The sequence below is a fragment of the Sphingomonas echinoides genome (assembly GCF_029623395.1).
Taxonomy (GTDB): domain Bacteria; phylum Pseudomonadota; class Alphaproteobacteria; order Sphingomonadales; family Sphingomonadaceae; genus Sphingomonas; species Sphingomonas echinoides_A.
Genome location: NZ_JAPYKK010000010.1, coordinates 1 through 21,307, shown reverse-complemented (window position 1 = coordinate 21,307; position 21,307 = coordinate 1). Strand labels below are relative to the sequence as shown.

General features: G+C 66.1%; 20 protein-coding genes and 2 riboswitches. Of the genes, 8 read left to right on the top strand and 12 right to left on the bottom strand.

Features of this window, described 5'->3' with window-relative positions; translation table 11 throughout:
• Positions 1 to 54: 54 nt before the first annotated feature.
• The 3 genes from rpsG to QBJ92_RS07945 form a co-directional block, all read right to left on the bottom strand.
• On the bottom strand, positions 55 to 525 hold the full coding sequence (gene rpsG, locus QBJ92_RS07955) for a 30S ribosomal protein S7 (RefSeq protein WP_010164592.1): 471 nt from the start codon (positions 523 to 525) through the stop codon (positions 55 to 57).
• Positions 526 to 582: 57 nt separating this feature from the next.
• Complete coding sequence (gene rpsL, locus QBJ92_RS07950) at positions 583 to 954, bottom strand: 30S ribosomal protein S12 (protein ID WP_010164594.1); 372 nt, start codon at positions 952 to 954, stop codon at positions 583 to 585.
• 259 nt (positions 955 to 1,213) lie between these two features.
• Positions 1,214 to 2,218, bottom strand: coding sequence for a sialidase family protein (locus QBJ92_RS07945; RefSeq protein WP_277969160.1), 1,005 nt, complete (start codon positions 2,216 to 2,218; stop codon positions 1,214 to 1,216).
• 193 nt (positions 2,219 to 2,411) lie between these two features.
• Between QBJ92_RS07945 and glpD the strand changes: the two genes are divergently transcribed.
• Both glpD and QBJ92_RS07935 read left to right on the top strand, forming a co-directional pair.
• A complete protein-coding gene (gene glpD / locus QBJ92_RS07940; protein WP_277969159.1) occupies positions 2,412 to 3,866 on the top strand; it encodes a glycerol-3-phosphate dehydrogenase in 1,455 nt (484 codons plus the stop codon).
• Positions 3,867 to 3,911: 45 nt separating this feature from the next.
• Entirely contained in the window at positions 3,912 to 4,832 is a 921-nt protein-coding gene (locus QBJ92_RS07935; RefSeq protein WP_277969158.1) for a DMT family transporter, read from the top strand.
• A 5-nt stretch (positions 4,833 to 4,837) separates the two neighbouring features.
• Here QBJ92_RS07935 and QBJ92_RS07930 read toward each other — a convergent pair whose 3' ends face one another.
• The 6 genes from QBJ92_RS07930 to QBJ92_RS07905 all read right to left on the bottom strand — a co-directional run bounded on the left by QBJ92_RS07930 (position 4,838) and on the right by QBJ92_RS07905 (position 11,117).
• Positions 4,838 to 5,464: a DUF938 domain-containing protein gene (locus QBJ92_RS07930; RefSeq protein ID WP_277969157.1), complete on the bottom strand. Its 627-nt coding sequence runs from the start codon at positions 5,462 to 5,464 to the stop codon at positions 4,838 to 4,840.
• Positions 5,461 to 7,122: an aminomethyl-transferring glycine dehydrogenase subunit GcvPB gene (gcvPB, locus tag QBJ92_RS07925; protein WP_277969156.1), complete on the bottom strand. Its 1,662-nt coding sequence runs from the start codon at positions 7,120 to 7,122 to the stop codon at positions 5,461 to 5,463. Before gcvPB ends, QBJ92_RS07930 begins: the two co-directional genes overlap by 4 nt.
• A complete protein-coding gene (gene gcvPA / locus QBJ92_RS07920) occupies positions 7,119 to 8,477 on the bottom strand; it encodes an aminomethyl-transferring glycine dehydrogenase subunit GcvPA (protein WP_277969155.1) in 1,359 nt (452 codons plus the stop codon). The genes gcvPB and gcvPA overlap by 4 nt, the downstream gene beginning before the upstream one ends.
• A gap of 120 nt (positions 8,478 to 8,597) precedes the next feature.
• The gene (gene gcvH / locus QBJ92_RS07915) at positions 8,598 to 8,969 is read right to left on the bottom strand and encodes a glycine cleavage system protein GcvH (RefSeq protein WP_277969154.1); all 372 of its coding nucleotides are present in this window, start codon (positions 8,967 to 8,969) and stop codon (positions 8,598 to 8,600) included.
• Positions 8,969 to 10,141, bottom strand: coding sequence for a glycine cleavage system aminomethyltransferase GcvT (gcvT, locus tag QBJ92_RS07910; protein WP_277969153.1), 1,173 nt, complete (start codon positions 10,139 to 10,141; stop codon positions 8,969 to 8,971). The genes gcvH and gcvT overlap by 1 nt, the downstream gene beginning before the upstream one ends.
• Positions 10,142 to 10,197: 56 nt before the next feature.
• A riboswitch (glycine riboswitch) is annotated at positions 10,198 to 10,303 on the bottom strand.
• A riboswitch (glycine riboswitch) is annotated at positions 10,304 to 10,395 on the bottom strand. It abuts the riboswitch before it with no gap.
• Between the two features lie 65 nt (positions 10,396 to 10,460).
• The gene (locus QBJ92_RS07905; RefSeq protein ID WP_277969152.1) at positions 10,461 to 11,117 is read right to left on the bottom strand and encodes a hypothetical protein; all 657 of its coding nucleotides are present in this window, start codon (positions 11,115 to 11,117) and stop codon (positions 10,461 to 10,463) included.
• A gap of 117 nt (positions 11,118 to 11,234) precedes the next feature.
• Here QBJ92_RS07905 and ispH point away from each other — a divergent pair, with 117 nt between their 5' ends.
• From ispH to rnhA, 3 genes are read left to right on the top strand one after another with little or no spacing between them, the layout of a single operon-like run.
• Positions 11,235 to 12,194: a 4-hydroxy-3-methylbut-2-enyl diphosphate reductase gene (gene ispH / locus QBJ92_RS07900; protein WP_277969151.1), complete on the top strand. Its 960-nt coding sequence runs from the start codon at positions 11,235 to 11,237 to the stop codon at positions 12,192 to 12,194.
• A gap of 3 nt (positions 12,195 to 12,197) precedes the next feature.
• A complete protein-coding gene (gene thrB / locus QBJ92_RS07895) occupies positions 12,198 to 13,157 on the top strand; it encodes a homoserine kinase (protein WP_277969150.1) in 960 nt (319 codons plus the stop codon).
• On the top strand, positions 13,154 to 13,630 hold the full coding sequence (gene rnhA / locus QBJ92_RS07890) for a ribonuclease HI (protein WP_277969149.1): 477 nt from the start codon (positions 13,154 to 13,156) through the stop codon (positions 13,628 to 13,630). Before thrB ends, rnhA begins: the two co-directional genes overlap by 4 nt.
• Before the next feature lie 30 nt (positions 13,631 to 13,660).
• Here the strand turns inward: rnhA and QBJ92_RS07885 are convergent, their stop codons facing one another.
• The 3 genes from QBJ92_RS07885 to QBJ92_RS07875 all read right to left on the bottom strand — a co-directional run bounded on the left by QBJ92_RS07885 (position 13,661) and on the right by QBJ92_RS07875 (position 18,243).
• Positions 13,661 to 16,090: a TonB-dependent receptor gene (locus QBJ92_RS07885; RefSeq protein WP_277969148.1), complete on the bottom strand. Its 2,430-nt coding sequence runs from the start codon at positions 16,088 to 16,090 to the stop codon at positions 13,661 to 13,663.
• 110 nt (positions 16,091 to 16,200) lie between these two features.
• The gene (locus tag QBJ92_RS07880; RefSeq protein WP_277969147.1) at positions 16,201 to 17,292 is read right to left on the bottom strand and encodes an NAD(P)/FAD-dependent oxidoreductase; all 1,092 of its coding nucleotides are present in this window, start codon (positions 17,290 to 17,292) and stop codon (positions 16,201 to 16,203) included.
• A gap of 6 nt (positions 17,293 to 17,298) precedes the next feature.
• Positions 17,299 to 18,243 (bottom strand): alpha/beta fold hydrolase, encoded by a 945-nt coding sequence (locus QBJ92_RS07875; RefSeq protein ID WP_277969146.1) that lies wholly within the window; start codon positions 18,241 to 18,243, stop codon positions 17,299 to 17,301.
• A gap of 48 nt (positions 18,244 to 18,291) precedes the next feature.
• On the opposite strand from QBJ92_RS07875, the gene QBJ92_RS07870 reads away from it, so the two are divergent.
• The 3 genes from QBJ92_RS07870 to QBJ92_RS07860 form a co-directional block, all read left to right on the top strand.
• On the top strand, positions 18,292 to 18,774 hold the full coding sequence (locus QBJ92_RS07870; protein WP_277969145.1) for an A24 family peptidase: 483 nt from the start codon (positions 18,292 to 18,294) through the stop codon (positions 18,772 to 18,774).
• A gap of 41 nt (positions 18,775 to 18,815) precedes the next feature.
• The gene (gene cpaB, locus QBJ92_RS07865) at positions 18,816 to 19,859 is read left to right on the top strand and encodes a Flp pilus assembly protein CpaB (RefSeq protein WP_277969144.1); all 1,044 of its coding nucleotides are present in this window, start codon (positions 18,816 to 18,818) and stop codon (positions 19,857 to 19,859) included.
• Positions 19,860 to 21,307, top strand: a 1,448-nt coding sequence (locus QBJ92_RS07860; RefSeq protein ID WP_277969143.1) for a type II and III secretion system protein family protein, incomplete at its 3' end; no start/stop codon positions are given.

Here is a 21,307-nt window from a genome sequence, read left to right as displayed (position 1 = left end):
GCTCCCCAATATATAGGTGTTAGTTCTGTCGGCGAAAAGCCGCCGTCTGAACGATTACCAGCGATAATGCGAGAAGGCGCGGTTGGCTTCGGCCATGCGATGCGTGTCTTCACGCTTCTTGACCGCGTTGCCGCGATTGTTCGCCGCATCCATCAGCTCACCCGACAGGCGTGCCGACATGGTGTTCTCGCTGCGCGCACGAGCGGCAGTGATCAGCCAGCGGATTGCCAGGGCCTGAGCACGCTCGGGGCGAACCTCGACCGGGACCTGATAGGTCGCACCACCGACGCGGCGGCTGCGAACTTCGATGCCGGGCTTCACGTTGGTCAGCGCGTCATGAAAAACCGCTATCGGGTCCTTCTTGGCACGCGTCTCGACGGTTGCGAGCGCACCGTAGACGATCAACTCCGCGACCGACTTCTTGCCGTCGAGCATCACGCTGTTCATGAACTTGGAGAGAACCTCGTCCCCATACTGGGGATCCGGAAGAATGACCCGCTTTTCGGGCCGACGACGACGTGCCATATCAAAAACCTTTTCTAACTTCAGCCATAAGATGGTCGGCTATCAGAGCCGACCGGCTTACTTCGGACGCTTGGCGCCGTACTTCGAACGGGACTGGCGACGATCCTTGACACCCTGTGTATCGAGGACACCGCGCAGGACATGGTAGCGCACGCCGGGAAGATCGCGAACACGACCGCCACGGATCAGCACGACCGAGTGCTCCTGCAGGTTGTGGCCCTCACCCGGAATGTAGCTGATGACTTCGCGCTGGTTAGTCAGGCGAACCTTGGCCACCTTGCGCAGAGCCGAGTTCGGCTTCTTCGGGGTCGTCGTGTAGACGCGGGTGCAAACACCGCGCTTCTGCGGGTTGGCTTCCATCGCAGGGACCTTGGACTTGGCCTTCTGCGGATCGCGGCCCTTGCGGACCAGCTGGTTGATTGTCGGCATTGAATCTCTTCACCTTGGATCGATGGTTACTTTGCTGGAGCCATGACGCCCCCCGAGAACAAAATTTCGGGAATACAAAAAGGACCGTCAGGGACATATGCCCCGCGGGTCCTGGAATGCATCCAGCAATGTTCAAGCACCGTCCCGGAGAAAACCTCCGGTCGAGCGGAGGTGCGCATACAGCGGGACGCAAGCGGGGTCAACCGAGTCGCTCGTTCACCCCTATGGAATCGAACGGTACGGCAGGAGTCCGGCTTCCTTACTCGGCCAGCCGCGCCGGGTCGATGACCACATGTTTAATCCGAACCCGGTTCCACGTGTAGGAAATGTGGACCAGGCCATCGCGCGACTGGATGACCGCAGGATAGGCGTACCCATCGGGAATCGGCTTGTCTTCCAGCGTCAGGACGTTGCGCCAATGCACGCCGTCGCTGGATAGGCCTACGTTCAGGGGCCAGCGGGGTCCATCACCGGGTCGGTCGGGCCAGTGCGCACTGTGGTTATACACGATCAATTGCCGTCCATCCGCCAGCGTAACCGCATCGGTGCCCGCATTGGGGTTGGGCAGATCGATTGCCGCGAGCGGGCTCCACGATATCCCATTGTCGCGCGACCAGCTCATCGCAAGCGCCCCCTGCCGCGTCCGCGCAACAAGTTCGAGCCGGTGATCAGGATAGGTCAGCACGCTCGGTTGAATCGCCTCTATCCCCATCGGGGATGCGATCGGGTCCAGCGCGCGCCACGTTGTCCCGCGATCGGTCGATCGTTCCATTCGGAGGAACCAGCGATTATGTTCGGGCGTGCCCTCTTCGCGGCTCGACGGGGACAGCCAGCTGCCGTCGGCGAGGGCGACGGGCTTGTTCTTGATTGGTCCGAGGATCCCCTCCGGCAAAGAGTGCGGAGCACTCCAATGCCACCCGCGATCGCTGGAGACGATCTCCATACCCTGCCATGCCCGGGGATTTGGGCCGATCTTGTAGAACAGTCGCAACGGACCGCCGGGCGGCTGGAACAGCACCGGGTTCCAGGTCGGAGTCCGAGTACCGTCCTTCAGGCGCCCGATCGCAACGGCCACGGGCTTCTCCCAGCCCGTCGCCAGCCGCCGCGCGAACCAGATCGAGACGTCCGGTCGCCCTTCACCCGACCCGCCGAACCACGCCGCAGCGAGCGTGCCGTCCGCCAACTGCACGATCGTCGACGAATGCGCCTGGGGATAGGGCGGCGACGGGTCAATCATTTCGGACAGGATGACGGGGGACGGCACTGGAGATCCCGCCGCTAATGCAACCCATGCGGCACCTTGCGCGGCGCCTCGCCGCAGCGCGCCCACGAAAGCGGCGATCAATTTGTCTGGCATGGCAGGGCCAATGGCAGCGGGGCGATCGGACTGCAATCCGCATCGCCTCTCCTTCTAAACGCGGGTCGCATCCTCCGTAACTGTACGATACAGGACAGCGGTGACATATGATCTTCTCATCGTCGGCGGCGGTATCAACGGGTGCGCAATCGCGCGCGAGGCGAGCCTGCTTGGGCTCAAGGTGCTGCTCGTCGAACGCGACGATATCGCGGCGCACACTTCGTCGGCATCAACTAAGCTGATTCACGGCGGGTTACGCTATCTCGAGTATTACGAGTTCAAGCTCGTCGCCGAAGCGCTGCGCGAACGCGAACGGCTGGTGAAAGCGGCGCCGCACATCATCCATCCGCTTCGCTTCGTCCTACCGCACGAGAACGCAGTGCGTCCGTGGTGGATGGTGCGACTCGGGCTGTACCTTTACGATTTCCTCGGCGGAAAAATGACGCTCGCGCGCTCGCGCGGACTTCGCAAGAGTGACGCGGCATTTCTTGCCCCGCTCAAAGGCACGGCCAAAGGCTTCGTCTACTCCGATGCCTTCGTCGACGATTCGCGACTGACGGTGCTCAACGCGATGGATGCCGCCGCGAATGGCGCGGACGTGCGGGTCGGGGTCGCGCTCGACTCCGCGCGGCGCGAGGGCGAACTGTGGCAAGCCCGCCTGTCCGACGGCAGCACGGTTGGCGCCCGCGGGATGGTCAACGCAGCAGGACCCTGGGTGGCGCAACTGCTCGGACGGCTCGGCGTCAATGCCGCCTCGGGGGTCCGGCTGGTCAAGGGCAGCCATATCGTCGTGCCACGCCTGTATGAGGGCGACCATGCATACATTTTGCAACAGCCCGATCGGCGTATCGTCTTCGCAATTCCCTATCAGGACGGCTTTACCGAGATCGGCACCACCGACGTGCCGGTCGAGATGCCGGAAGACGCGGTGATCGATCAGGACGAGATCACCTATCTCTGCGACGCCGCGAACCGCCACTTTACGCGGCAGATTTCGCCTTCCGACGTAACATCCACCTGGTCCGGCGTGCGTCCGCTGTATGACGATGGGGCCAGCGAGGCAAAGGCGGTCACGCGGGACTATGTCCTCGAACTCGACACCAACGGCCCCGTCCTTCTGTCGATTTTCGGCGGCAAGATCACCACCGCGCGGCATCTCGCTGAGGAAGCCCTCGGCAAGCTGGCCGCACCGATGGGGTTCGTCGCGCATCCGGTGACGCGCGCGCGCGTGTTCCCAGGCGGTGCCATCACCGACTTTCGGCATTTCGTCGATCAGGTCCGTGCGACTTGGCCGTTCCTCGGCGAAGCCCGATCCGAACGGATGGCGCATGCGTATGGATCGATGCTCCCGGATTTGTTGAAGAATGTGACGGCGGTGGACGATCTCGGTGCTGACCTGGGCGGCGGCGTGTCCGAAGTCGAGGCGTGCTGGTTGCGGACGCGCGAATGGGCGCGCAGCGCGGACGACGTGCTGCTGCGGCGCTCCAAGATCGGACTGCACCTGAGCGAGACGGAACGTGCCGCGTTCGTCAGCGCGTGGGACGCGCTTGCCTGATCGGAGTGGCTCGTCCATTCCCGACCAGGGCCGTAGGAGGGCGCGATGACGTCGACGGCGCAGCTTTCCGAGCGCAAGACTGACCGCATTCGCTCCGCGATCGGCATGCGGCTCATGTCGGTGATCCTTTTCGCGGTGATGAACGTCGTCATCAAGCTCGCCGAACGGCACGGTGCGGCGCTCGGAGAAATCCTGTTCTTCCGACAGCTGGGCGCGTCATTCCTGATTGGCGGCATCGTCTTGGCAGGCCCCGGCTGGCGTTCGGTCGCCACGCAGCGAATCGGCACGCATATCTCTCGCGCGGTCCTCGGGCTCGCCGCGATGGCGTTCACCTTCACGACCATCGTCACGCTCCCGCTCGCCGAGGCGACAACGCTTGGCTTCACTATGCCGATTTTCGCGACGATCCTCGGCGCGCTGATCCTGCATGAGCCAACCGGATGGCACCGATGGGGCGCCGTGCTGGCGGGGTTCGCCGGCGTTCTGATCGTCGCACAGCCGGGGAGCGGTCATTTCCCGCTGTGGGGCGCGGCCACCGGATTGCTGGGTGCGTTGGGAACGGCGGGCGTATCCATCCTGCTGCGCCAGATCACGCGGACGGAAAGCGCGATGACGGTCGTATTTTGGTTCTCCACGCTATCGCTGCTGCCGCTGGGCATTTGCTACGCGTTGGTGGCGCGCAATCACCCGCTCGAAGTGTGGCTGTTGCTGGCTGGGGTCGGCCTCATCGGCGGAGTCGCGCAGCTCGCGATGACGAGCGCGCTCGGGCTCGGCCCGGTGTCCGTCGTCGTCCCGATGGATTATTCTTCGCTGTTGTGGGCGACGCTGTTCGGCTGGCTGATTTTCGGCACGCTACCCGCGCCGACGCTGTGGATCGGCGCACCCGTCATCGTAGGGAGTGGCCTGTATATCCTCTGGCGAGAACGCATCCGCCACATCAACCGGTTGCCCGAACCGGTCCAGTGAAGGCGCTACGTCCGGCGGAACACGAGCATCAGATTGTTCGCCGGCATCTCGATCAACCGGTCCTGAACCAGATCATGCCCGGCAGCAACTTGCACGATCGATTCGACTTGACGCAAACCCCAGCGCGGATCGCGTGCGCGCAAGGATTCGTCGAACGCAATGTTGCTCGGCGCGGTCGGGACATCGGTTTGCAGGAACGGACCGTACAGGATCAACGGTGCGCCCGATCCCAGCACCTGCGCCGCACCGGCGAGCAATCCCAGCGTCGCGCTCCACGCGCTGATATGGACCATGTTGATGCACAGCACCGCTTCGGCACGCTCTACCGTCCAACCGGCTGCCCCCGCATCGAGATCGAGCGGCGGCGCCACATTGATGATCCCATCACACCATGCTGCGATCGACACGCGCGCAGCGGGATCGGGGTCGCTCGGCTGCCACTCCAGCGCGGGGAATTCCTCCGCCAAATAGGCGACATGCTCGCCCGATCCGCTCGCCACTTCGAGCACGGTGCCCGAGAACGGCAGAATCTCGCGCAGCACGTCCGCGATCGCCATCCGGTTGCGCAGCGTGGCCGGTGCGTGGCGGCGGGTGTCCCCCGCCGCCTCGCCCGGGATCCACGGCTCGGTCACTCGGCGGCCTGCGCCAGGACCGGCTCCTTCCAGACGAGCACCGGCTTGCGCGCGGCGAGCGTCTCGTCGAGGCGGCTGCGCGGCGCGAAGTGCGGCGCACTCTTCAGGCTGACGTCGCCCGCCTTGGCGCGCTCCGCGACCGAGCGCAAAGCGGCGACGAACTGGTCGATCGCGGCCTTCGACTCAGTCTCGGTCGGCTCGATCAGCATCGCGCCGTGGACGACCAGCGGGAAGTACATCGTCATCGGATGGAACCCCTCGTCGATCAGCCCCTTGGCGATATCGATCGTCGAGAAACCGGTCGCGAGCCCATTATCCGAGAACAATGCCTCATGCATGCACGGCCCCGACGCCCCGAACGGCGCGTCGAGCGTCGTGTCGAGCGACCGCAGGATGTAGTTCGCGTTGAGCACCGCATCCTCGGCGACCTGCCGCAACCCGTCCGCTCCATGGCTGAGGATGTAGGTAAGCGCGCGCGTGAACATGCCCATCTGGCCATGGAACGCCACCATCCGGCCGAACGCGTGCGGGTGGTCGTCGCCCGCGGTCTCTTCCTCGATCAGCGCGAAATGGCCATCCGCCTGCTTGGCGACGAACGGCAGCGGGCCGAACGGCGAAAGCGCCTCCGACAGCACGACCGGGCCCGAACCGGGTCCGCCGCCGCCATGCGGGGTCGAGAAGGTCTTGTGCAGGTTGATGTGCATCGCATCGATGCCGAGATCCCCCGGCCGCACGCGCCCGACGATCGCGTTGAAGTTCGCGCCGTCGCAATAGACATAGCCGCCCGCCGCATGGACCGCGTCAGAGATCGTCCGCATGTCACGTTCGAACAGGCCGCAGGTGTTGGGGTTGGTGATCATCACCCCCGCCACGTCCGGCCCGAGCCGCGCGATCAGCGCCTGTGTATCAACGCGGCCTTCGGCGGTCGCGGGGATATCCTCGACCTGATAGCCCGCGAACGCCGCGGTCGCCGGGTTGGTGCCGTGTGCGCTTTCGGGGACGAGGATGATCTTCCGATGCCCCTCGCCCTTTGCCTCGAGAGCAGCGCGGATCGCCAGGATCCCGCACAGCTCGCCATGCGCGCCCGCCTTGGGGCTCATCGCGACGCCGTGCATGCCGGTCAGCGTGATCAGCCAGGTGGCGAGCTCATGGATCACGCCGAGCGCGCCCTGCACGCTGTCGACCGGCTGGAGCGGGTGGATGTCCGCAAAACCGGGGAGCCGCGCCATCTTCTCGTTGAGCCGCGGGTTGTGCTTCATCGTGCACGACCCGAGCGGGAAGAACCCGAGGTCGATCCCGTAATTCTGGCGCGACAGGCGGGTGTAGTGGCGCACGGTCTCGGGCTCGGACAGGCCGGGAAGACCGATTGGGGTGGTGCGGAACAGACCGGCAAGGAGATCTGCACTCCCCTCCCCTTCAGGGGAGGGGCTGGGGGTGGGGGAAGTCTCACCGAGACCAGCGCCCGGTACAGCCCCACCCCAACCCCTCCCCTGAAGGGGAGGGGCTTCAGCGAAATCCACCCCGGTCGTCTCAACATCACCAATCTCGAAGATCAGCTTCTCTTCCAGCATCAGCCCCTTGTTACCAGTAACAGTCGGGGACGCCTTGCCCCCGGCGACGGGCGCTTCGGGGCGCCATCCGCTTGCGTTGATGCTCATGCCAGGATCTCCTCGAGCGCTGCCGCCAGCGTTTCCACATCTTCTGCCGACGTCGTCTCGGTCACTGCGACGACGAGCCCGTTGGCGAGACCGTCCTCACCCGGATACAGACGCCCGAGCGACACCCCCGCCAGGATGCCGCGATCCGCCAGCGTCCGCACCACCGGGCGCGCCTCGACCGGCAGCTTGAGCGTGAATTCGTTGAAGAAAGCGGGCGTGACCAGTTCGACACCCGGCACCTTGCTCAACCGCTTCGCCGCCGCGACCGCGCCGACATGGTTGATCTGCGCCAGCGTGCGCAGCCCCTTCTCGCCCAGCAACGTCATGTGGATCGAGAAAGCGAGCGCGCACAGCCCCGAGTTGGTGCAGATGTTCGACGTCGCCTTTTCGCGCCGGATATGCTGCTCGCGCGTCGACAGCGTCAGCACGAACCCACGCCGACCATCCGCATCCAGCGTCTCGCCGCACAGGCGCCCCGGCATCTGGCGAACATATTTGTCCTTGCACCCAAACAGCCCGACATAGGGCCCACCGAACTGCAACCCGACGCCGAGCGATTGCCCCTCGCCGACGACGATATCCGCGTCCATCTCGCCCGGCGACTTGATCGCTCCCAGCGCGACCGGCTCGGTCACGACCGCGATCAGCAGCGCCTTATTGGCATGGCACGCATCCGCAAGCGGCGTGAGATCCGCGATCCGCCCGAGAATGTCGGGATATTGCACGACGACGCACGACGTATCCTTGTCGATCGCGCCGATCAGCGCGTCGAGGTCGGTCTCGGCGCTCAGCGTCGGCGTGGCCGTTTCGAGCAGGTCGCCCGTGAACTTGGCCATCGTCTTCGCAACCGAGACGTAATGCGGGTGCAGCCCCGACGACAGGATCGCCTTGCCGCGCTTGGTGATCCGCCGCGCCATGCCGATCGCTTCCCAGCACGCGGTCGATCCGTCGTACATCGACGCGTTCGCCACATCCGTTCCGAGCAGCCGCGCGACCTGCGTCTGGAACTCGAACAGCATCTGCAGCGTGCCCTGCGCGATCTCCGGCTGGTACGGCGTATAGGCGGTAAGGAACTCGCCACGCTGGATCAGGTGATCGACCGAGGCGGGGACATGATGCTTGTACGCGCCGCAACCGAGGAAGAACGGCGCTTCCCCCGCGGTCAGATTCTTGCGCGCGAGTGCGGTCATGTGGCGTTCGACCGCCATTTCGCTGGCGTGCATCGGCAGGCCGTGGATCGGCCCGTCGAGCCGTGCGGCTTCGGGCACGTCGACGAACAGATCGTCGATCGTCGCCACGCCGATCACGCCGAGCATCGCGTCGCGGTCAGGCTGAGTCAGGGGGAGATAGCGCATCAATATACTCCTCCCCTCCCCTTCAGGGGAGGGGCCGGGGGTGGGGCCGTACCACGAGTGGAGCGCCCGCGGAGAGGCCCCACCCCAACCCCTCCCCTGAAGGGGAGGGGCCAGTTCAGATCACAGCTTCTCGACGAACGCCTTGTACGCGATCTCGTCCATCAGCGCGTTGAGCTCGTCGGCATCGCTCAGCGTCAGCTTGAAGAACCAGCCGTCCGCCTCGGGATCCTCGTTGACCAGCCCGGGCGTGTCGGCGAGCGCGGCATTGCCCTCGATCACCGTGCCCGACACCGGCGAATAGACGTCGGACGCGGCCTTGACCGATTCGACCACCGCAGCTTCGTCGCCCTTGGCGAGCTCCTTGCCCTCTTCGGGCACGTCGACAAACACGATGTCGCCGAGCTGGCTTTGCGCATATTCGGTAATGCCGACGATGCCGACGTCGCCGTCGACTTCGACCCATTCATGATCTTCGGTAAAATAACGGCTCATCACTTGCCTCCTGCGCGGACATAGCGGTGGGGAATGAACGGCATCGCGGTCACGGTCGCCTGATGGACCTTGCCGCGCTGCGCGAGTTTAATCGTGGTGCCGGCAACCGCCAGCGCGGTCGGGACATAAGCCATCGCAATCGGAGCCCCGACGCTCGGCGCGAACCCGCCCGAGGTGACGCGGCCGACTTCGGAGCCCTGATCGTCGAGCACCGCCGCACCTTCGCGCACCGGCTGACGCCCTTCGACCAGCAGGCCGACACGCTTGATGATCGCGCCCGACTCGCGCTCGGCGAGAATGCGCGGCGCGCCCATGAAGTCACCCGCCTCGCGGCGGCGCTTCGACAGCGCGAACCCGAGGTCGGCCTGGACCGGCGTCGTCTCGGGGTCGAGATCGTGGCCATAGAGCGGCAAGCCCGCCTCGAGCCGCAGCGAATCGCGTGCACCAAGGCCGATCGGCTTGACCTCGGGCTCGGCGGTCAGTGCGTCGGCAAGCGCTTCGACATTGTCCGCAGGCACCGAAATCTCGAACCCGTCCTCGCCGGTATAGCCCGAGCGGCTGATCCACAGCGGCACGCCGTTCCACTCGAACGCGCCTGCGGTCATGAACACCAGCGCTTCGACGCCCGGCACCAGTCGCTCGAGCGCATCGACTGCCTTGGGCCCCTGCAGCGCGAGCAGCGCCTGGTCTTCCATGTGGTTGAGCGCGATGCCGTCGGGGAGATATTCGAGCAGATGCGCGATATCGTCGATCTTGGTCGCGCCGTTGACGACCATATAATAGCCATGGATGTCGAACGGGTTGGCGTCCGGCAGATGCGTGACCATCAGATCGTCGAGGATGCCGCCATCCTCCGACAGCAGCAGCGAATAGCGCTGCTTGCCCTGCCCCAGCCCGGCGACATCGGCTGGCAGCACAGCTTCCAGCGCCGCGACGACGTCCGCGCCCTCTTCCGAGCGGAACAGCAATTGGCCCATATGGCTGACGTCGAACAGCCCGGCCGATTCGCGCACCCACAGATGCTCGGCCATGATGCCTTCATATTGGACGGGCATTTCGTAGCCCGCGAACGGCACCATCCGGCCACCCCGCGCACGATGCCACGCATCGAGCGGGAGCTGCTCGATCGCAATCTCGTCGGCTTCGGTCTCGTAGGGGTCGAGGTCGCTCATGTTGGTCTTCCGCAAGAGGTCAACGGCGCGCCATGGCGCCGGAACGCCGTGGTGTGCCGCCCCCTCTGTCACGGAACCTGAGAGCTTTCACGGAACCACATGGTCCGCTTACCCCTTCGGTGGCGCTCGCCCACCGGGCAGCGCGCTTTCCAGAGTGTCGAGTCGATCCGCGCGGTCCGGTTGCCTGAGAGATTCCGGGGCGGTTGCTCCTTCGGCGGTCCGAGTTACCCCGGACGCTCTCCCGCGCGTACCCTTGACGGTTGCCCGTCAACGACGCGGCCGGTTTGCCGCGCCGCAACAGGCAAGTCAACGAGAAGCCTTAGCGCGTCGCGTTATATTTCAGCTGGTCGTCGGTCAGCTGGAACCCGACCAGCGCCTCGAAGGTCGCGCGCAAGACGGCCTGGCGGATCTCCGGGCGGCTGAGCGGATCGGTCGCGGCATCCTCGTCGCCGGCCTTGCGCTTCTCGGTCAGCTTCTTGCGGATTTCGTCGGGCAACGTCGCCGCAGCGCGCGAGACGCTCGCGGTGCCGGTCCCCTGCGCGGACGCCCGCGCCTGACCGGCGTCGAAGTGGAGCGTCACCCGACCGACGCGCTTGGCAACCACCGCATTACCGCCCTGAACCACCGTAACGAAATACGGCAGCGTCACGTCGCGCGCAGCTTCGGCGTGGACCCGGCGTGCCTCGACCGAGAAGGTCACTTTGGTCAGCACGTCCGCAGTCGTGTCGTCACAAGTCGACCGGACGTTGGTCATCACCGCGGTCAGGTCGATCGCATTGGCATCCCGGCTGGCGGGAGGATCGAACATCGTGACGTCCCCGGTCGCGGCAGGCACGCCGACCGAGGGACAGGCGTTGCGAACCGCTGTGATGCCGCCGGAGGCATCGAGCTCCCCCGTCTTGGCGCAGCCACCAAGCAGGATCGCACCGCACGCGCTGGCCGTGAGAGCGGCAATGGCTGATTTCCGGATGGTCACGGGGGCACGCACCTTATCATGCAAAGGGATTCCGTGTCGTGAAGCGACGGCACGGACGTCCCGCTTCATAGGAACCGCCTTTCGCGCACGCAAGCAATCGCGTAGGATCGCCCCCGCATGAGTACCACCGCCGCAAAGCTCCCGCTCGACCTGATCATCGCTGCTCCGCGCGGCTTCTGCGCAGGAGTCGACCGTGCCATCCGCATCGTCGAACTGGCGCTGCAGAAATTCGGTGCCCCGGTCTACGTCCGCCACGAGATCGTCCATAACCAGTTCGTGGTCGATCAGCTGCGGGCGAAGGGCGCGGTGTTCGTCGAGGAGCTGGATGCCGTGCCCGACGGCGTTCCCGTCGTCTTCTCCGCGCACGGCGTGCCCAAAACGGTTCCCGACAAGGCGACCGAACGCGGGCTCGATTTCTTCGATGCCACCTGTCCGCTCGTATCCAAGGTCCATCGCCAGGCCGAACGGATGGTCGGCGTCGGGCGACACATCGTCTTCATCGGCCATCGCGGCCACCCGGAAGTGATCGGCACCTTCGGACAAGTGCCCGAGGGCGCGATGACGCTGGTCGAGACGGTTGCCGATGCCGAAGCCTATACCCCCGCCGACCCCGCGAACCTTGCGTTCCTGACGCAGACGACGCTGTCGATGGACGATACCGCCGACGTGGTCGCCGTCCTGAAGCGCCGCTTCCCCGCGATCCAGGGGCCGCCGGGCGAGGACATCTGCTACGCCACCTCCAACCGTCAGGCCGCGGTCAAGGCGATCGCGCAGGAGTGCGATGCGATGCTGGTGATCGGGGCGCCCAATTCGTCCAACTCGCTCCGTCTGGTCGAAGTCGCCGAGCGCGAAGGCACGCCGGCGCGGCTGATCCAGCGGGCTGTGGACCTGGACTGGACCTTCCTCGAGGGCGTCCGCACGCTCGGGCTGACCGCGGGCGCATCCGCCCCCGAAGTGCTGGTGCGCGAACTGGTCGACCAGCTCAGCCAACGCTTCGACGTCACCGAACGCGAAGTGGCGACGACGCGCGAAACGGTCTCGTTCAAGCTTCCCCGCGGCCTCGACGTCGCGGCCTGACCCATGGCAGTCTACACACAGGTTTCGGCCGAGGCGCTCGGCGCGTTTCTCCGCGGGTTCGACTGCGGCGAGCTCGTCTCCGCCAAGGGCATCGCCGAGGGGGTGGAGAACACCAACTACCTCGTCGACACGACGACCGGGCGGTTCATCCTCACGCTGTATGAAAAGCGTGTCGATAGCGACGACTTGCCGTTCTTCCTCGCCCTGCTCGACCATCTCGCGGCGCGCGGGAACCCGGTCCCGCCCGCGATCAAGAGTCGCGACGGGGTTGCGATCCATATGCTCGAAGGGCGCCCCGCCTGCCTGATCCAGTTCCTGCCGGGCGTATCGATCTCGCATCCAACCATGGGACAAGCGCATGCCGCGGGCGCGGCGATGGCCGGGATGCATATGGCGCTCGCCGATTTCCCGCTTACCCGCGCCAACACGATGGGAGTCGACAGCTGGCGCCCGCTGTTCGACCGATGCGGTCGCAGCCTCGATGACATTGCGCCCGGCCTGTACGACGATCTCGGGTTCGCGCTCGATGCCGTCGTCGATCGCTGGCCGGACGACTCGCTCGATCGCTGTGCGATTCACGCCGATCTGTTTCCGGACAACGTGCTGATGCGCGGCGACACCGTGTCGGGACTGATCGACTTCTATTTCGCATGCACCGATATCCGCGTGTTCGATCTCGCGATCATGGATACCGCTTGGTCCTTCGATCCCACGGGCGCAAAGTTCGATGCCGGGATCAGTGCGGCGCTGCTGCAAGGCTATGGCGAGCGCTTCCCGCTCTCGGCGGAGGAAACCGCGCTGTTCCCGACGCTGGCGGCGGGCGCGTGCGTCCGCTTCGCGTTGTCGCGCGCGTGGGACTGGCTCAACACGCCTGCCGACGCGCTAGTGACGCGAAAAGATCCGCTCGCCTATGTCCGCCGGCTGTCGCATTATGCCCCGGAGCTGGCTAAGCGGACGCGATGACCGATACGCCTCCGCCGATCACCCCACCCGAACTCACCAAAGTCGAAATCGCCACCGATGGCGCATGCAAGGGCAACCCCGGCCCGGGCGGCTGGGGCGCGCTGATTCGCAGCGGCGGGACCGAGAAGGAACTGTCGGGCGGCGAGAAGATGACCACCAACAACCGCATGGAGCTGATGGCCGCAATCGAGGGTCTGCGCGCGCTCAAGCGCCCGTGTCGCGTCACGCTGTCGACCGACAGCCGTTATGTGATGGATGGCCTGACCAAGTGGATCAAAGGCTGGCAGAAGAACGGCTGGAAGACCGCCGCTAAGCAGCCGGTCAAGAACGCCGAACTGTGGCAGGCGCTGCTCGACGCCGCCAAGCCGCACCGGATCGACTGGGTATGGGTCAAGGGCCATGCCGGCCATCCGGACAACGAGCGCTGTGACCGACTGGCGAGCGATGCCGCGATGCTGGCGGCGCGGCGCTAACGCCCCGCCAGCACAAAGCAACTCTGGCGTTCAGAACCGCTTGCTTGCCGTAAGCCCGATCGTGCGGGGTTGGTTGGTCGTGAAGGCCAGCCGCGCACGCCCGCCGCGCTCGCGATCGAACGAGAGCAAGGCGTTCTCATCGAGCAGATTGTTGACGTATACCGAAACAGCGAGGTCGTTCGCGAATTCGAGCCCGGCGCGCAACCCAACCAGTTCGTAGCGTGGCAGACGCAAGTCGATCACGGTCGCCGCTGTCGCTGGCGCACCGCCGAACGGCAGACCGGTGACGAACCGCCGGGGGTTGTTCTCCTGATCGCCCGGCTGCGTAAAGCGGCTGCCGACATGCTGGAACGACCCGCTGAACACTGCATAAGTCGATGCCGCGACCGCGAAGCGGTAGCTGGCGTTGGCCGACACTTGGAACTTCGGCACCGAGGGCAAGCGGTTGCCATCGCGGATCCCCTCGATCACGCTGCCGTCGGGGCGCGCCAGCGTCGCATCGAACTGCGCTTCGAGCACGCTGCCCGACACCCCCAGATCGAGCCCCGTCACCGGCGTCATCGACAGTTCGAGCTCGACCCCCTTGGAATGCGCTTTAGGCACGTTGAACACGATCCGCGAAGAGCAGCTTCCCGCGTCCGCCGTGACCTGCAAATTGCTGATGTCGTTGTAGAATGCCGCGGCGTTGAGCGTGACCGGCCCGAACCGCGCCTTCATCCCGCCCTCATAGTTCCACAGCGTCTCGTCGCCATAGCGCGGGCGGTTGCCAAAGGTCGCGGCGTCCGGACCGCCCGCACCGCCCGAGCAAAGCGGAATGTTGAGCGGGTCGTTGACCCCGCCAAGCCGGAAGCCCTTCGACGCCTGTGCGTTGAAGGTCACGCGATCCGCCGCCTTGTAGCTCAGCAGCAACCGTGGCGAGAATCCTTCCGAGGACGTCCGGTCGCTGTTGTTGTCGCCATTGGTGAACAACCCGCCCGACTTGAACACGCGCGATTCGTTGTACCCGTAATAGCGCCCGCCCGCGGTCGCCTTGAGCCGGTCGGTGATCGCGAGGCTCGCTTCGCCGAAGATCGCGAGCTGTTTCAGCTTGTACGGGATGTTGGCGTTATACGGCGAATCCGCCGCGAACCCGTTGGCGACCGCCACCGCCGTCCCCGCGCCGAGCACGCTATCGGTGAAGGCGTCATAGCCCGGCGTCGGCAGCCGCTGCGCATAGTCGCGGTCGGTGCTTGAGAAGAACCCGCCGATCAGCCACTGGAACGGGCTCGCATAGGCCGAAGCGAAGCGGATTTCCTGCGTGAACGACGTCACTTTGGTCGTGTCGCGCAGGTTGGATGGGAGCAGCACCGCTGCGGTCGGGAAGCCAAGGTCGACCGAGACGCTCCCGGTCAGCGCGCTCGCGTCGCGACTGACCAGAATGTTGCGGTCGGTGTAGCTCGTCACCGTGGTGATATCGACACCCTTGACGTTTGCCTGGATCGTCAGGTCGCCAATCTTGATATCGTCGGTAAACTTCTCGTCGAGCAGCAGATATTGCTCACGCTCGCCGAGCGTCACCTTGGGGCGTGTCGTGGTGAAGTCGTTGGCGAACAGGTTGTAGCGTTCCTGCCGGTTGAACCCGTTGACGTCGATCTTCTGGTAGATGAAGCGCGGCGTGATGCTGAGCCCCTCGACCGGCTTGATCAGCACCGCGATCCGTCCGCCATAGCGTTCGCCGTCGTTGACGTTCTTGTCGATCCCGCCGCCCTCGCGCCGCGCATCGATGAAGCCAGCATACCGCGTGTAATAGCCGACCGCGCGAACCGCGACCTTCTCGCTGAGCGGAAGATTGATCGCGCCCTTGAGATGCCCGCCGAGCGCATCCTCCGCAACGACGTTGACGTTGGCCTCGACCGATCCCTCGATCCGGCTCGTGGTCGGCTGGTTGGTGATGTAGCGGATCGTGCCGCCGACCGACCCCGACCCGAACAGCGTCCCCTGCGGCCCGCGCAGCGTCTCTATGCGGTTGAGGTCGTACAAGTCGAGATCAGGCGTAAACAGCGACAGCGAAATCACCGACTCGTCGAGATAGATGCCGACCTGCTCCTTTACGCCCGGCTGGTCACGCGCGACCTGCCCGGCGGAGACGCCGCGGATCCCGACCTGACTCTGTCCCGGCCCAAGGTTCTGAATGGCAAGCCCCGCGACGTTGCGCGACACGTCCTCGAGCGTCGTCGCGCCCGAGCGGCGGATGTCTTCAGAGGTCTGCGCGTTGATCGAGAAGGGAACGTTCTGGATCGTCGTCGATCGCTTGTTCGCAGTGACGACGATGTCGTTTCCGTCGGCCGCGGGTTCGGCCTGTTGCGTCGTGGTATCCGGCGCGACTTGCGCAAGAGCCGGCGTGGCGGCCGCCCAAGCGACAAAGGCGACGACAGAAAATCCGGACGCCAGAACGGCGCGCGGCGATGCATATGCTTGCATTGATCCCCCCTAGTTACGGCGCCTTTGGCTACCGGTATGGCGGGACGCTAGTCCGGCTGAAGCGCCGTATCAAGTAGAACCGCGCCGGCCTCATTGCCGTGTCATTCCAGTTACCTGACTGGCGCAAACCGCCCCGGCGCATAGCGGTCCGCATCGATCCCACCAACGCTGGCGTCCGGCACGCGCCCGAGCAGCAGCGCGCTCGCCAGCGCCGCCGCGGCGGGCGCGGTCTGGATGCCGAAACCGCCCTGCCCCGCGCACCAGAAGAACCCCGGGGCCTCGGGCGCGAACCCGTAGACCGGCAACCGGTCGGGCGCGAAGCTGCGCAGCCCCGCCCAGCGGCGCTCGACCCGAGTCACGCGCCAGTCGACGACACGTTCGAATCGGTCGATCGCGATGGCGACGTCTATCTCCTCGGGCTGGACGTCACCCGGTTCGGTCGCGGTCTCGTCGTGCGGGCTGAGCCAGATCTTGCTGCCCGCCTCGGGTTTGAAATAGAAATCGCCGCCGATCCCGACGACATGCGGCAACCCCTCGGGTGGACCCGGATCGGTCGCGAGCTGGACCATCGTGCGGCGGTAAGCGGTGATCCCGATCGGCGCGACGCCGGCCATCCGCGCGATCGCATCGGCCCACGCCCCGGCGGCATTGACGAGCACCGTGGCGTCAAACAGGCCCGCCCGCGTTTCGAGCGACCAGCCGCCGCCAATGCGCGTCACGCCCGACAGCGCCGCGGACACGACCAGCCGGACGCCCCCGCGCCGCGCCTGCGCGAGATAATGCGCATGAAGCGCCCCTACGTCGATATAGGTGCTGCTTTGTTCGAGCACGCCGAGCGTCCAGTCGGGCCGCAGCCCGGGCACCAGCGCCTGCGGATCGACTCGCTCCAGCGCGACCCCGCTGCCGTCGAACTCCGCCAGGAACGCCTCGATCGCAGCGCGGTCCGCTTCGCGCCCGATGTGGAGCGACCCCAGCGACTGGAGGAACCCGCCGTCGTGGAGCGCGGGGCCGGACGCGGTGGTCAGCGGCTGGACACCGGGGCCGCCATACGTCTCCGACCAGAACGCCGCCGACCGCCCCGTCGCGTGATACCCCGGCTGGTCCTCGGCCTCGAGCAGAACGACCGAAGCATAAGGCGCGATCGCGGCGGCAAGGCTCGCGCCCGCCATGCCGGCCCCAACGATGGCGACGTCATAGCGCATGTCGGACTATCCCCTTGCCGTGTGCGCGGCGAAGAACGCGTCGATCGCGCCGATCGCACGGGTGCGGACGCCGTCTGCCTCGCGCAGGATCTCGTGCGCCGATTCGGGGCCGAAGCGCAGGGTCTGGCTCTTCGGCATCCGGGCCGCGACCTGCGCGGCAATCTTGGTCGACACCAATGTGTCCGCATCGGCGAGCAGGAACAACGTCGGCACGCTCAGCAACCCAAGCCGGGAATCGCGTTGCAGCGCGCGCGTCGAGGCGAACGCCTGCGATAGCCAGCGCCAGCTCGGTGGCCCAAGCAGCAATTCGGGCCGCGTCGACTGCCAGAAGATCTCGTCCTCATAGCGCGCGGGATCGTGCGTCAGCAGCGCTTGGCGTGTTTCCGTCGTTGCGGGACGCTCGTTCCCGCGCCACGCGGCACGCGCGGGATCCCCCAGGCGCGCCATCATCGCGGCGATCCGTCCGCCAAGCCTCTGACCGACCGGACTGTGCAGGCCAAGCATCGGCGCGACCAGCACGACCGCATCGGGGGTCGCGGCGCCCTCGACCAGTGCCCGCAGCACCAAGTGCCCGCCCATCGAATGGCCGATCACGACGTGCGGCCCGGCGCCCTTGGTCACCCAGTCCGCCCAGAACGCCCGGAAATCGTCGATATACTGTCTGAAGTCCTCGACATGGCCGACGTGCGCGGACTTCGAGAGCCGCCCCGATCCACCCTGCCCGCGCCAGTCGAACGATGTCACCGACCAGCCCTGCGCCTGCCAGTGCGCGAAGCTTTCCAGATACTTCTCGAAGATGTCGCCCCGCCCGCCCTGGAACAGCAACCGCCCGCGCGGCGTGCCCTTCGCAGGCCAGTCGAACCGGCGGAGCATCCATCCATCCGGCGCGGACCAGCGCGTGATTCGCGCCGCTGCGGGAATCGCGCGCCGGTACAATTGGGGGGAGACCATCCGGCATGGTTACGTTTTCGAAAGGCACGTCGTCTAGGGCTTTCGGCCATGGGCGTGCCTTCTCTTTCGACTGCGGTCCTCCTCGCGCTGGTATGCCTGCTCCTCTCGGCCGCGGTCGAGGATGCGCGCGTCCGCGAGATCGCCAATTGGAAGAACGCAGCCATCGCGCTACTCGCGCCCGTGTGGTGGTGGAGTAGCGGGCTTTCGCCCTGGCCCGACATGGCGCTTCAGTTCGGTCTCGCACTCGTCGTGTTCGCGAGCTTCGTCGCGGCGTTCCACTTCGGCTGGATGGGCGGCGGCGACGTCAAGATGATCGGCGCGCTCGCCTTGTGGCTCCCGCTCCAGCCGTTGCTGTGGATGCTCGTCGTCATGTCGCTGCTGGGTGGGGTGCTGACGATCGTCCTGCTGGTCGACCGCGCGATGCGCCCGCGCCCCACCCCGATCGAGGTTCCCTACGGAGTCGCGATCGCAATCGCTGCGCTTTTGGTGCTGCGTGCACCGCTTTTTAACCACCTAGGTGGATATGCTTAACGCAGGCCCAACCGGCCGCGTTCGAGAGGTCGGAATCGGAAATGGATAGTCGTAAGATGCTGTTGCTGGTGGGCGCGTTGATCGTCGCGGCGATCACCGCGTTTATGGCGCGGTCGCTGATCGTCGGCACCCCGGCCCCGCAATCCGCCGCGATGACGGTCGTCGCCGCGGCACCCGATGGCCCCGACGTGCTGGTCGCGACCAAGGCGCTGCCGGTCGGTACGATCCTCGACGCGAGCTCGCTGCGCTACCAGCCGTGGCCGAAGGAACTCGTCCAGAACGTCTACTACATCAAGAAAGCCGGGTTCGACCCCAAGTCGCTGCAGGGGACCGTAGTCCGCAACGCGATCACCGCGGGTCAGCCGTTGACGCAAGGTGCGCTGGTCAAGCCGGGCGACCGTGGGTTTCTTGCGGCAGCACTCGGACCGGGCATGCGCGCGGTCACCGTCCCGGTCGAGGCGACCACCAGCGTCGCGGGCTTCGTCTTCCCGGGTGACCGAATCGACCTGATCCTCACGCAAAGCGTCGTCGGTGGCGGCGACGGCCCGCCGCTCAAGGCAGCCGAGACGATCATGCGCAACATGCGCGTGCTGGCGACCGACCAGCGCACCGACAATGCGGTCGGCGACGACGGCAAGACCGTGGTGAAGACCTTTTCAAACGTGACGATCGAGGCGACCCCGCGAATGGCCGAACAGATCGCGGTCGCGCAGACGGTGGGGACGATCTCCCTGTCGCTGCGCTCGATCGCGGACAACAGCACCGAACTCGAGCAGGCAATCGCGAGCGGCGACGTGTCGATGCCTGACGACCCCAAGGCCGAACGCGCGATGCTGACGCGGATCGCCAGCGCGCCCTCGGCAGGCAGCGGCTCGATGGCGACCGGTGCGGACGTGTCCCGCTATCAGCGCCGCACCGTGCCCGGCAAGGCAACGGATATGTCCGGCGCAAGCCCTGGCACCGGCATGGCCCCGATGGGCGCGCCCGCCGCCGCCTTTCCAGGCGGAACAGCCCGCACGGGCCCGATGGTCCACATCGCACGTGGCAATACGGTGACGGACGTCGCCGTCGAAGGGAAGAAGTAGATGCGTAGCGTTTCGATCTCGCTCGGCTGGTCGCTGGCCGCCGCGTCGGTCGCGGCTAGCATGGTCGCCCTGCCCCAGGCGGCCGCCCAGACCGTCGCGTCCGTCCAAGGCGCCACGACCGCTCCAGTCTTTCAGGTCAACACCGGTCGGGGCCGTCTGGTGACGCTCGCCCGCCCGATGAGCGACGTCTTCGTCGCCGACGAGAAGATCGCCGACGTGCAGGTCCGCTCACCGACCCAGCTCTATATTTTCGGGCGCGGCGCGGGCGAGACCACCATCTCGGCGACGAGCAAGAGCGGCGCGGTGGTCTATTCCGCGACCATCCGCGTCGGCAGCAACTTCGATTCGATCCAGCAGATGCTGGGGCTGGCGATGCCCGATGCCAAGATCGTCGCGACGCCGATGAACGGGCTCGTACTGCTGACCGGCACCGTCGCCTCGCCCGAGGATGCCGCCGAAGCAACGCGGCTCGTCCAGGCGTTCGTCGGGGACACCGCCAAGGTGCTGTCGCGGCTCGGCGCCTCCACCCCGCTGCAGGTCAACCTGCAAGTCCGCATCGCCGAAGTCAGCCGCAGCTTCGTCAAGAAGCTCGGCGTCAACCTGACGAACCGCGGCAGCGGCGGCATGTTGTTCGGCATCAGCCAGGGACGGCAGGGCACGATCACGACCGTTCCGGGCGTTCCCGGCCTTCCCAATAATCCGGTCGACGCCAATGGCGCGCGACCGGGTGCGACATTGTTCGGTTTCCCCGGAGCGCTCGCTGGCTCCACCGCGGTCGGGTTGGCGGGTCGCGCGCTCGGCATGGATCTGCTCGCGTCGCTCGACCTCGGCGAAACCGACGGCCAGGTATCGACCCTCGCCAACCCCAATCTCACCGCCATCTCGGGAGAGACCGGATCGTTCCTCGCAGGCGGCGAAATCCCGATCCCGCTCAGCCAGGGGCTTGGCGCGGTATCGGTCGAATTCAAGCAATATGGTGTCAGCCTCGCCTATACCCCGACCGTGCTGGCGGATGGCCGCATCTCGCTGCGTGTCCGCCCCGAAGTCTCCCAGTTGACGTCGGATGGGGCGGTGACGATTTCCGGCACGACCATCCCGGCACTGACCACGCGGCGCGCGGAAACGACGGTCGAGCTGGGGTCGGGCCAGAGCATGATGATCGCCGGGCTGCTCCAGAACACGCACAACAATTCGATCACCAAGGCTCCGGGCGTCGGCGACGTGCCGGTTCTGGGCGCGCTGTTCCGCTCGAACGCGTTCCAGCGCAATGAAACCGAACTGGTCATCGTCATCACGCCGTATCTGGTGAAGCCGGTCAACGCGAACGACATCGTCCTGCCGACCGATGGCCTGAAAGCGCCAACCGATCTCGATCGGGTACTGTTCGGCCAGCTTGGCGGCGGACAGACCGGCGCGGAGCGGCCCAAGCCGCATCTTGCGCCCGCCAC

What these genes read in the sequence shown, in the direction of transcription:
- rpsL (WP_010164594.1), bottom strand. Translation starts at nt 954, where the DNA reads ATGCCGACAATCAACCAGCTGGTCCGCAAGGGCCGCGATCCGCAGAAG.
- cpaB (WP_277969144.1), top strand. Translation starts at nt 18,816, where the DNA reads ATGGATAGTCGTAAGATGCTGTTGCTGGTGGGCGCGTTGATCGTCGCG.
- QBJ92_RS07935 (WP_277969158.1), top strand. Translation starts at nt 3,912, where the DNA reads ATGACGTCGACGGCGCAGCTTTCCGAGCGCAAGACTGACCGCATTCGC.
- rnhA (WP_277969149.1), top strand. Translation starts at nt 13,154, where the DNA reads ATGACCGATACGCCTCCGCCGATCACCCCACCCGAACTCACCAAAGTC.
- gcvPA (WP_277969155.1), bottom strand. Translation starts at nt 8,477, where the DNA reads ATGCGCTATCTCCCCCTGACTCAGCCTGACCGCGACGCGATGCTCGGC.
- gcvPB (WP_277969156.1), bottom strand. Translation starts at nt 7,122, where the DNA reads ATGAGCATCAACGCAAGCGGATGGCGCCCCGAAGCGCCCGTCGCCGGG.
- gcvT (WP_277969153.1), bottom strand. Translation starts at nt 10,141, where the DNA reads ATGAGCGACCTCGACCCCTACGAGACCGAAGCCGACGAGATTGCGATC.
- QBJ92_RS07875 (WP_277969146.1), bottom strand. Translation starts at nt 18,243, where the DNA reads ATGGTCTCCCCCCAATTGTACCGGCGCGCGATTCCCGCAGCGGCGCGA.
- rpsG (WP_010164592.1), bottom strand. Translation starts at nt 525, where the DNA reads ATGGCACGTCGTCGTCGGCCCGAAAAGCGGGTCATTCTTCCGGATCCC.
- gcvH (WP_277969154.1), bottom strand. Translation starts at nt 8,969, where the DNA reads ATGAGCCGTTATTTTACCGAAGATCATGAATGGGTCGAAGTCGACGGC.
- QBJ92_RS07885 (WP_277969148.1), bottom strand. Translation starts at nt 16,090, where the DNA reads ATGCAAGCATATGCATCGCCGCGCGCCGTTCTGGCGTCCGGATTTTCT.
- QBJ92_RS07880 (WP_277969147.1), bottom strand. Translation starts at nt 17,292, where the DNA reads ATGCGCTATGACGTCGCCATCGTTGGGGCCGGCATGGCGGGCGCGAGC.
- QBJ92_RS07870 (WP_277969145.1), top strand. Translation starts at nt 18,292, where the DNA reads ATGGGCGTGCCTTCTCTTTCGACTGCGGTCCTCCTCGCGCTGGTATGC.
- thrB (WP_277969150.1), top strand. Translation starts at nt 12,198, where the DNA reads ATGGCAGTCTACACACAGGTTTCGGCCGAGGCGCTCGGCGCGTTTCTC.
- ispH (WP_277969151.1), top strand. Translation starts at nt 11,235, where the DNA reads ATGAGTACCACCGCCGCAAAGCTCCCGCTCGACCTGATCATCGCTGCT.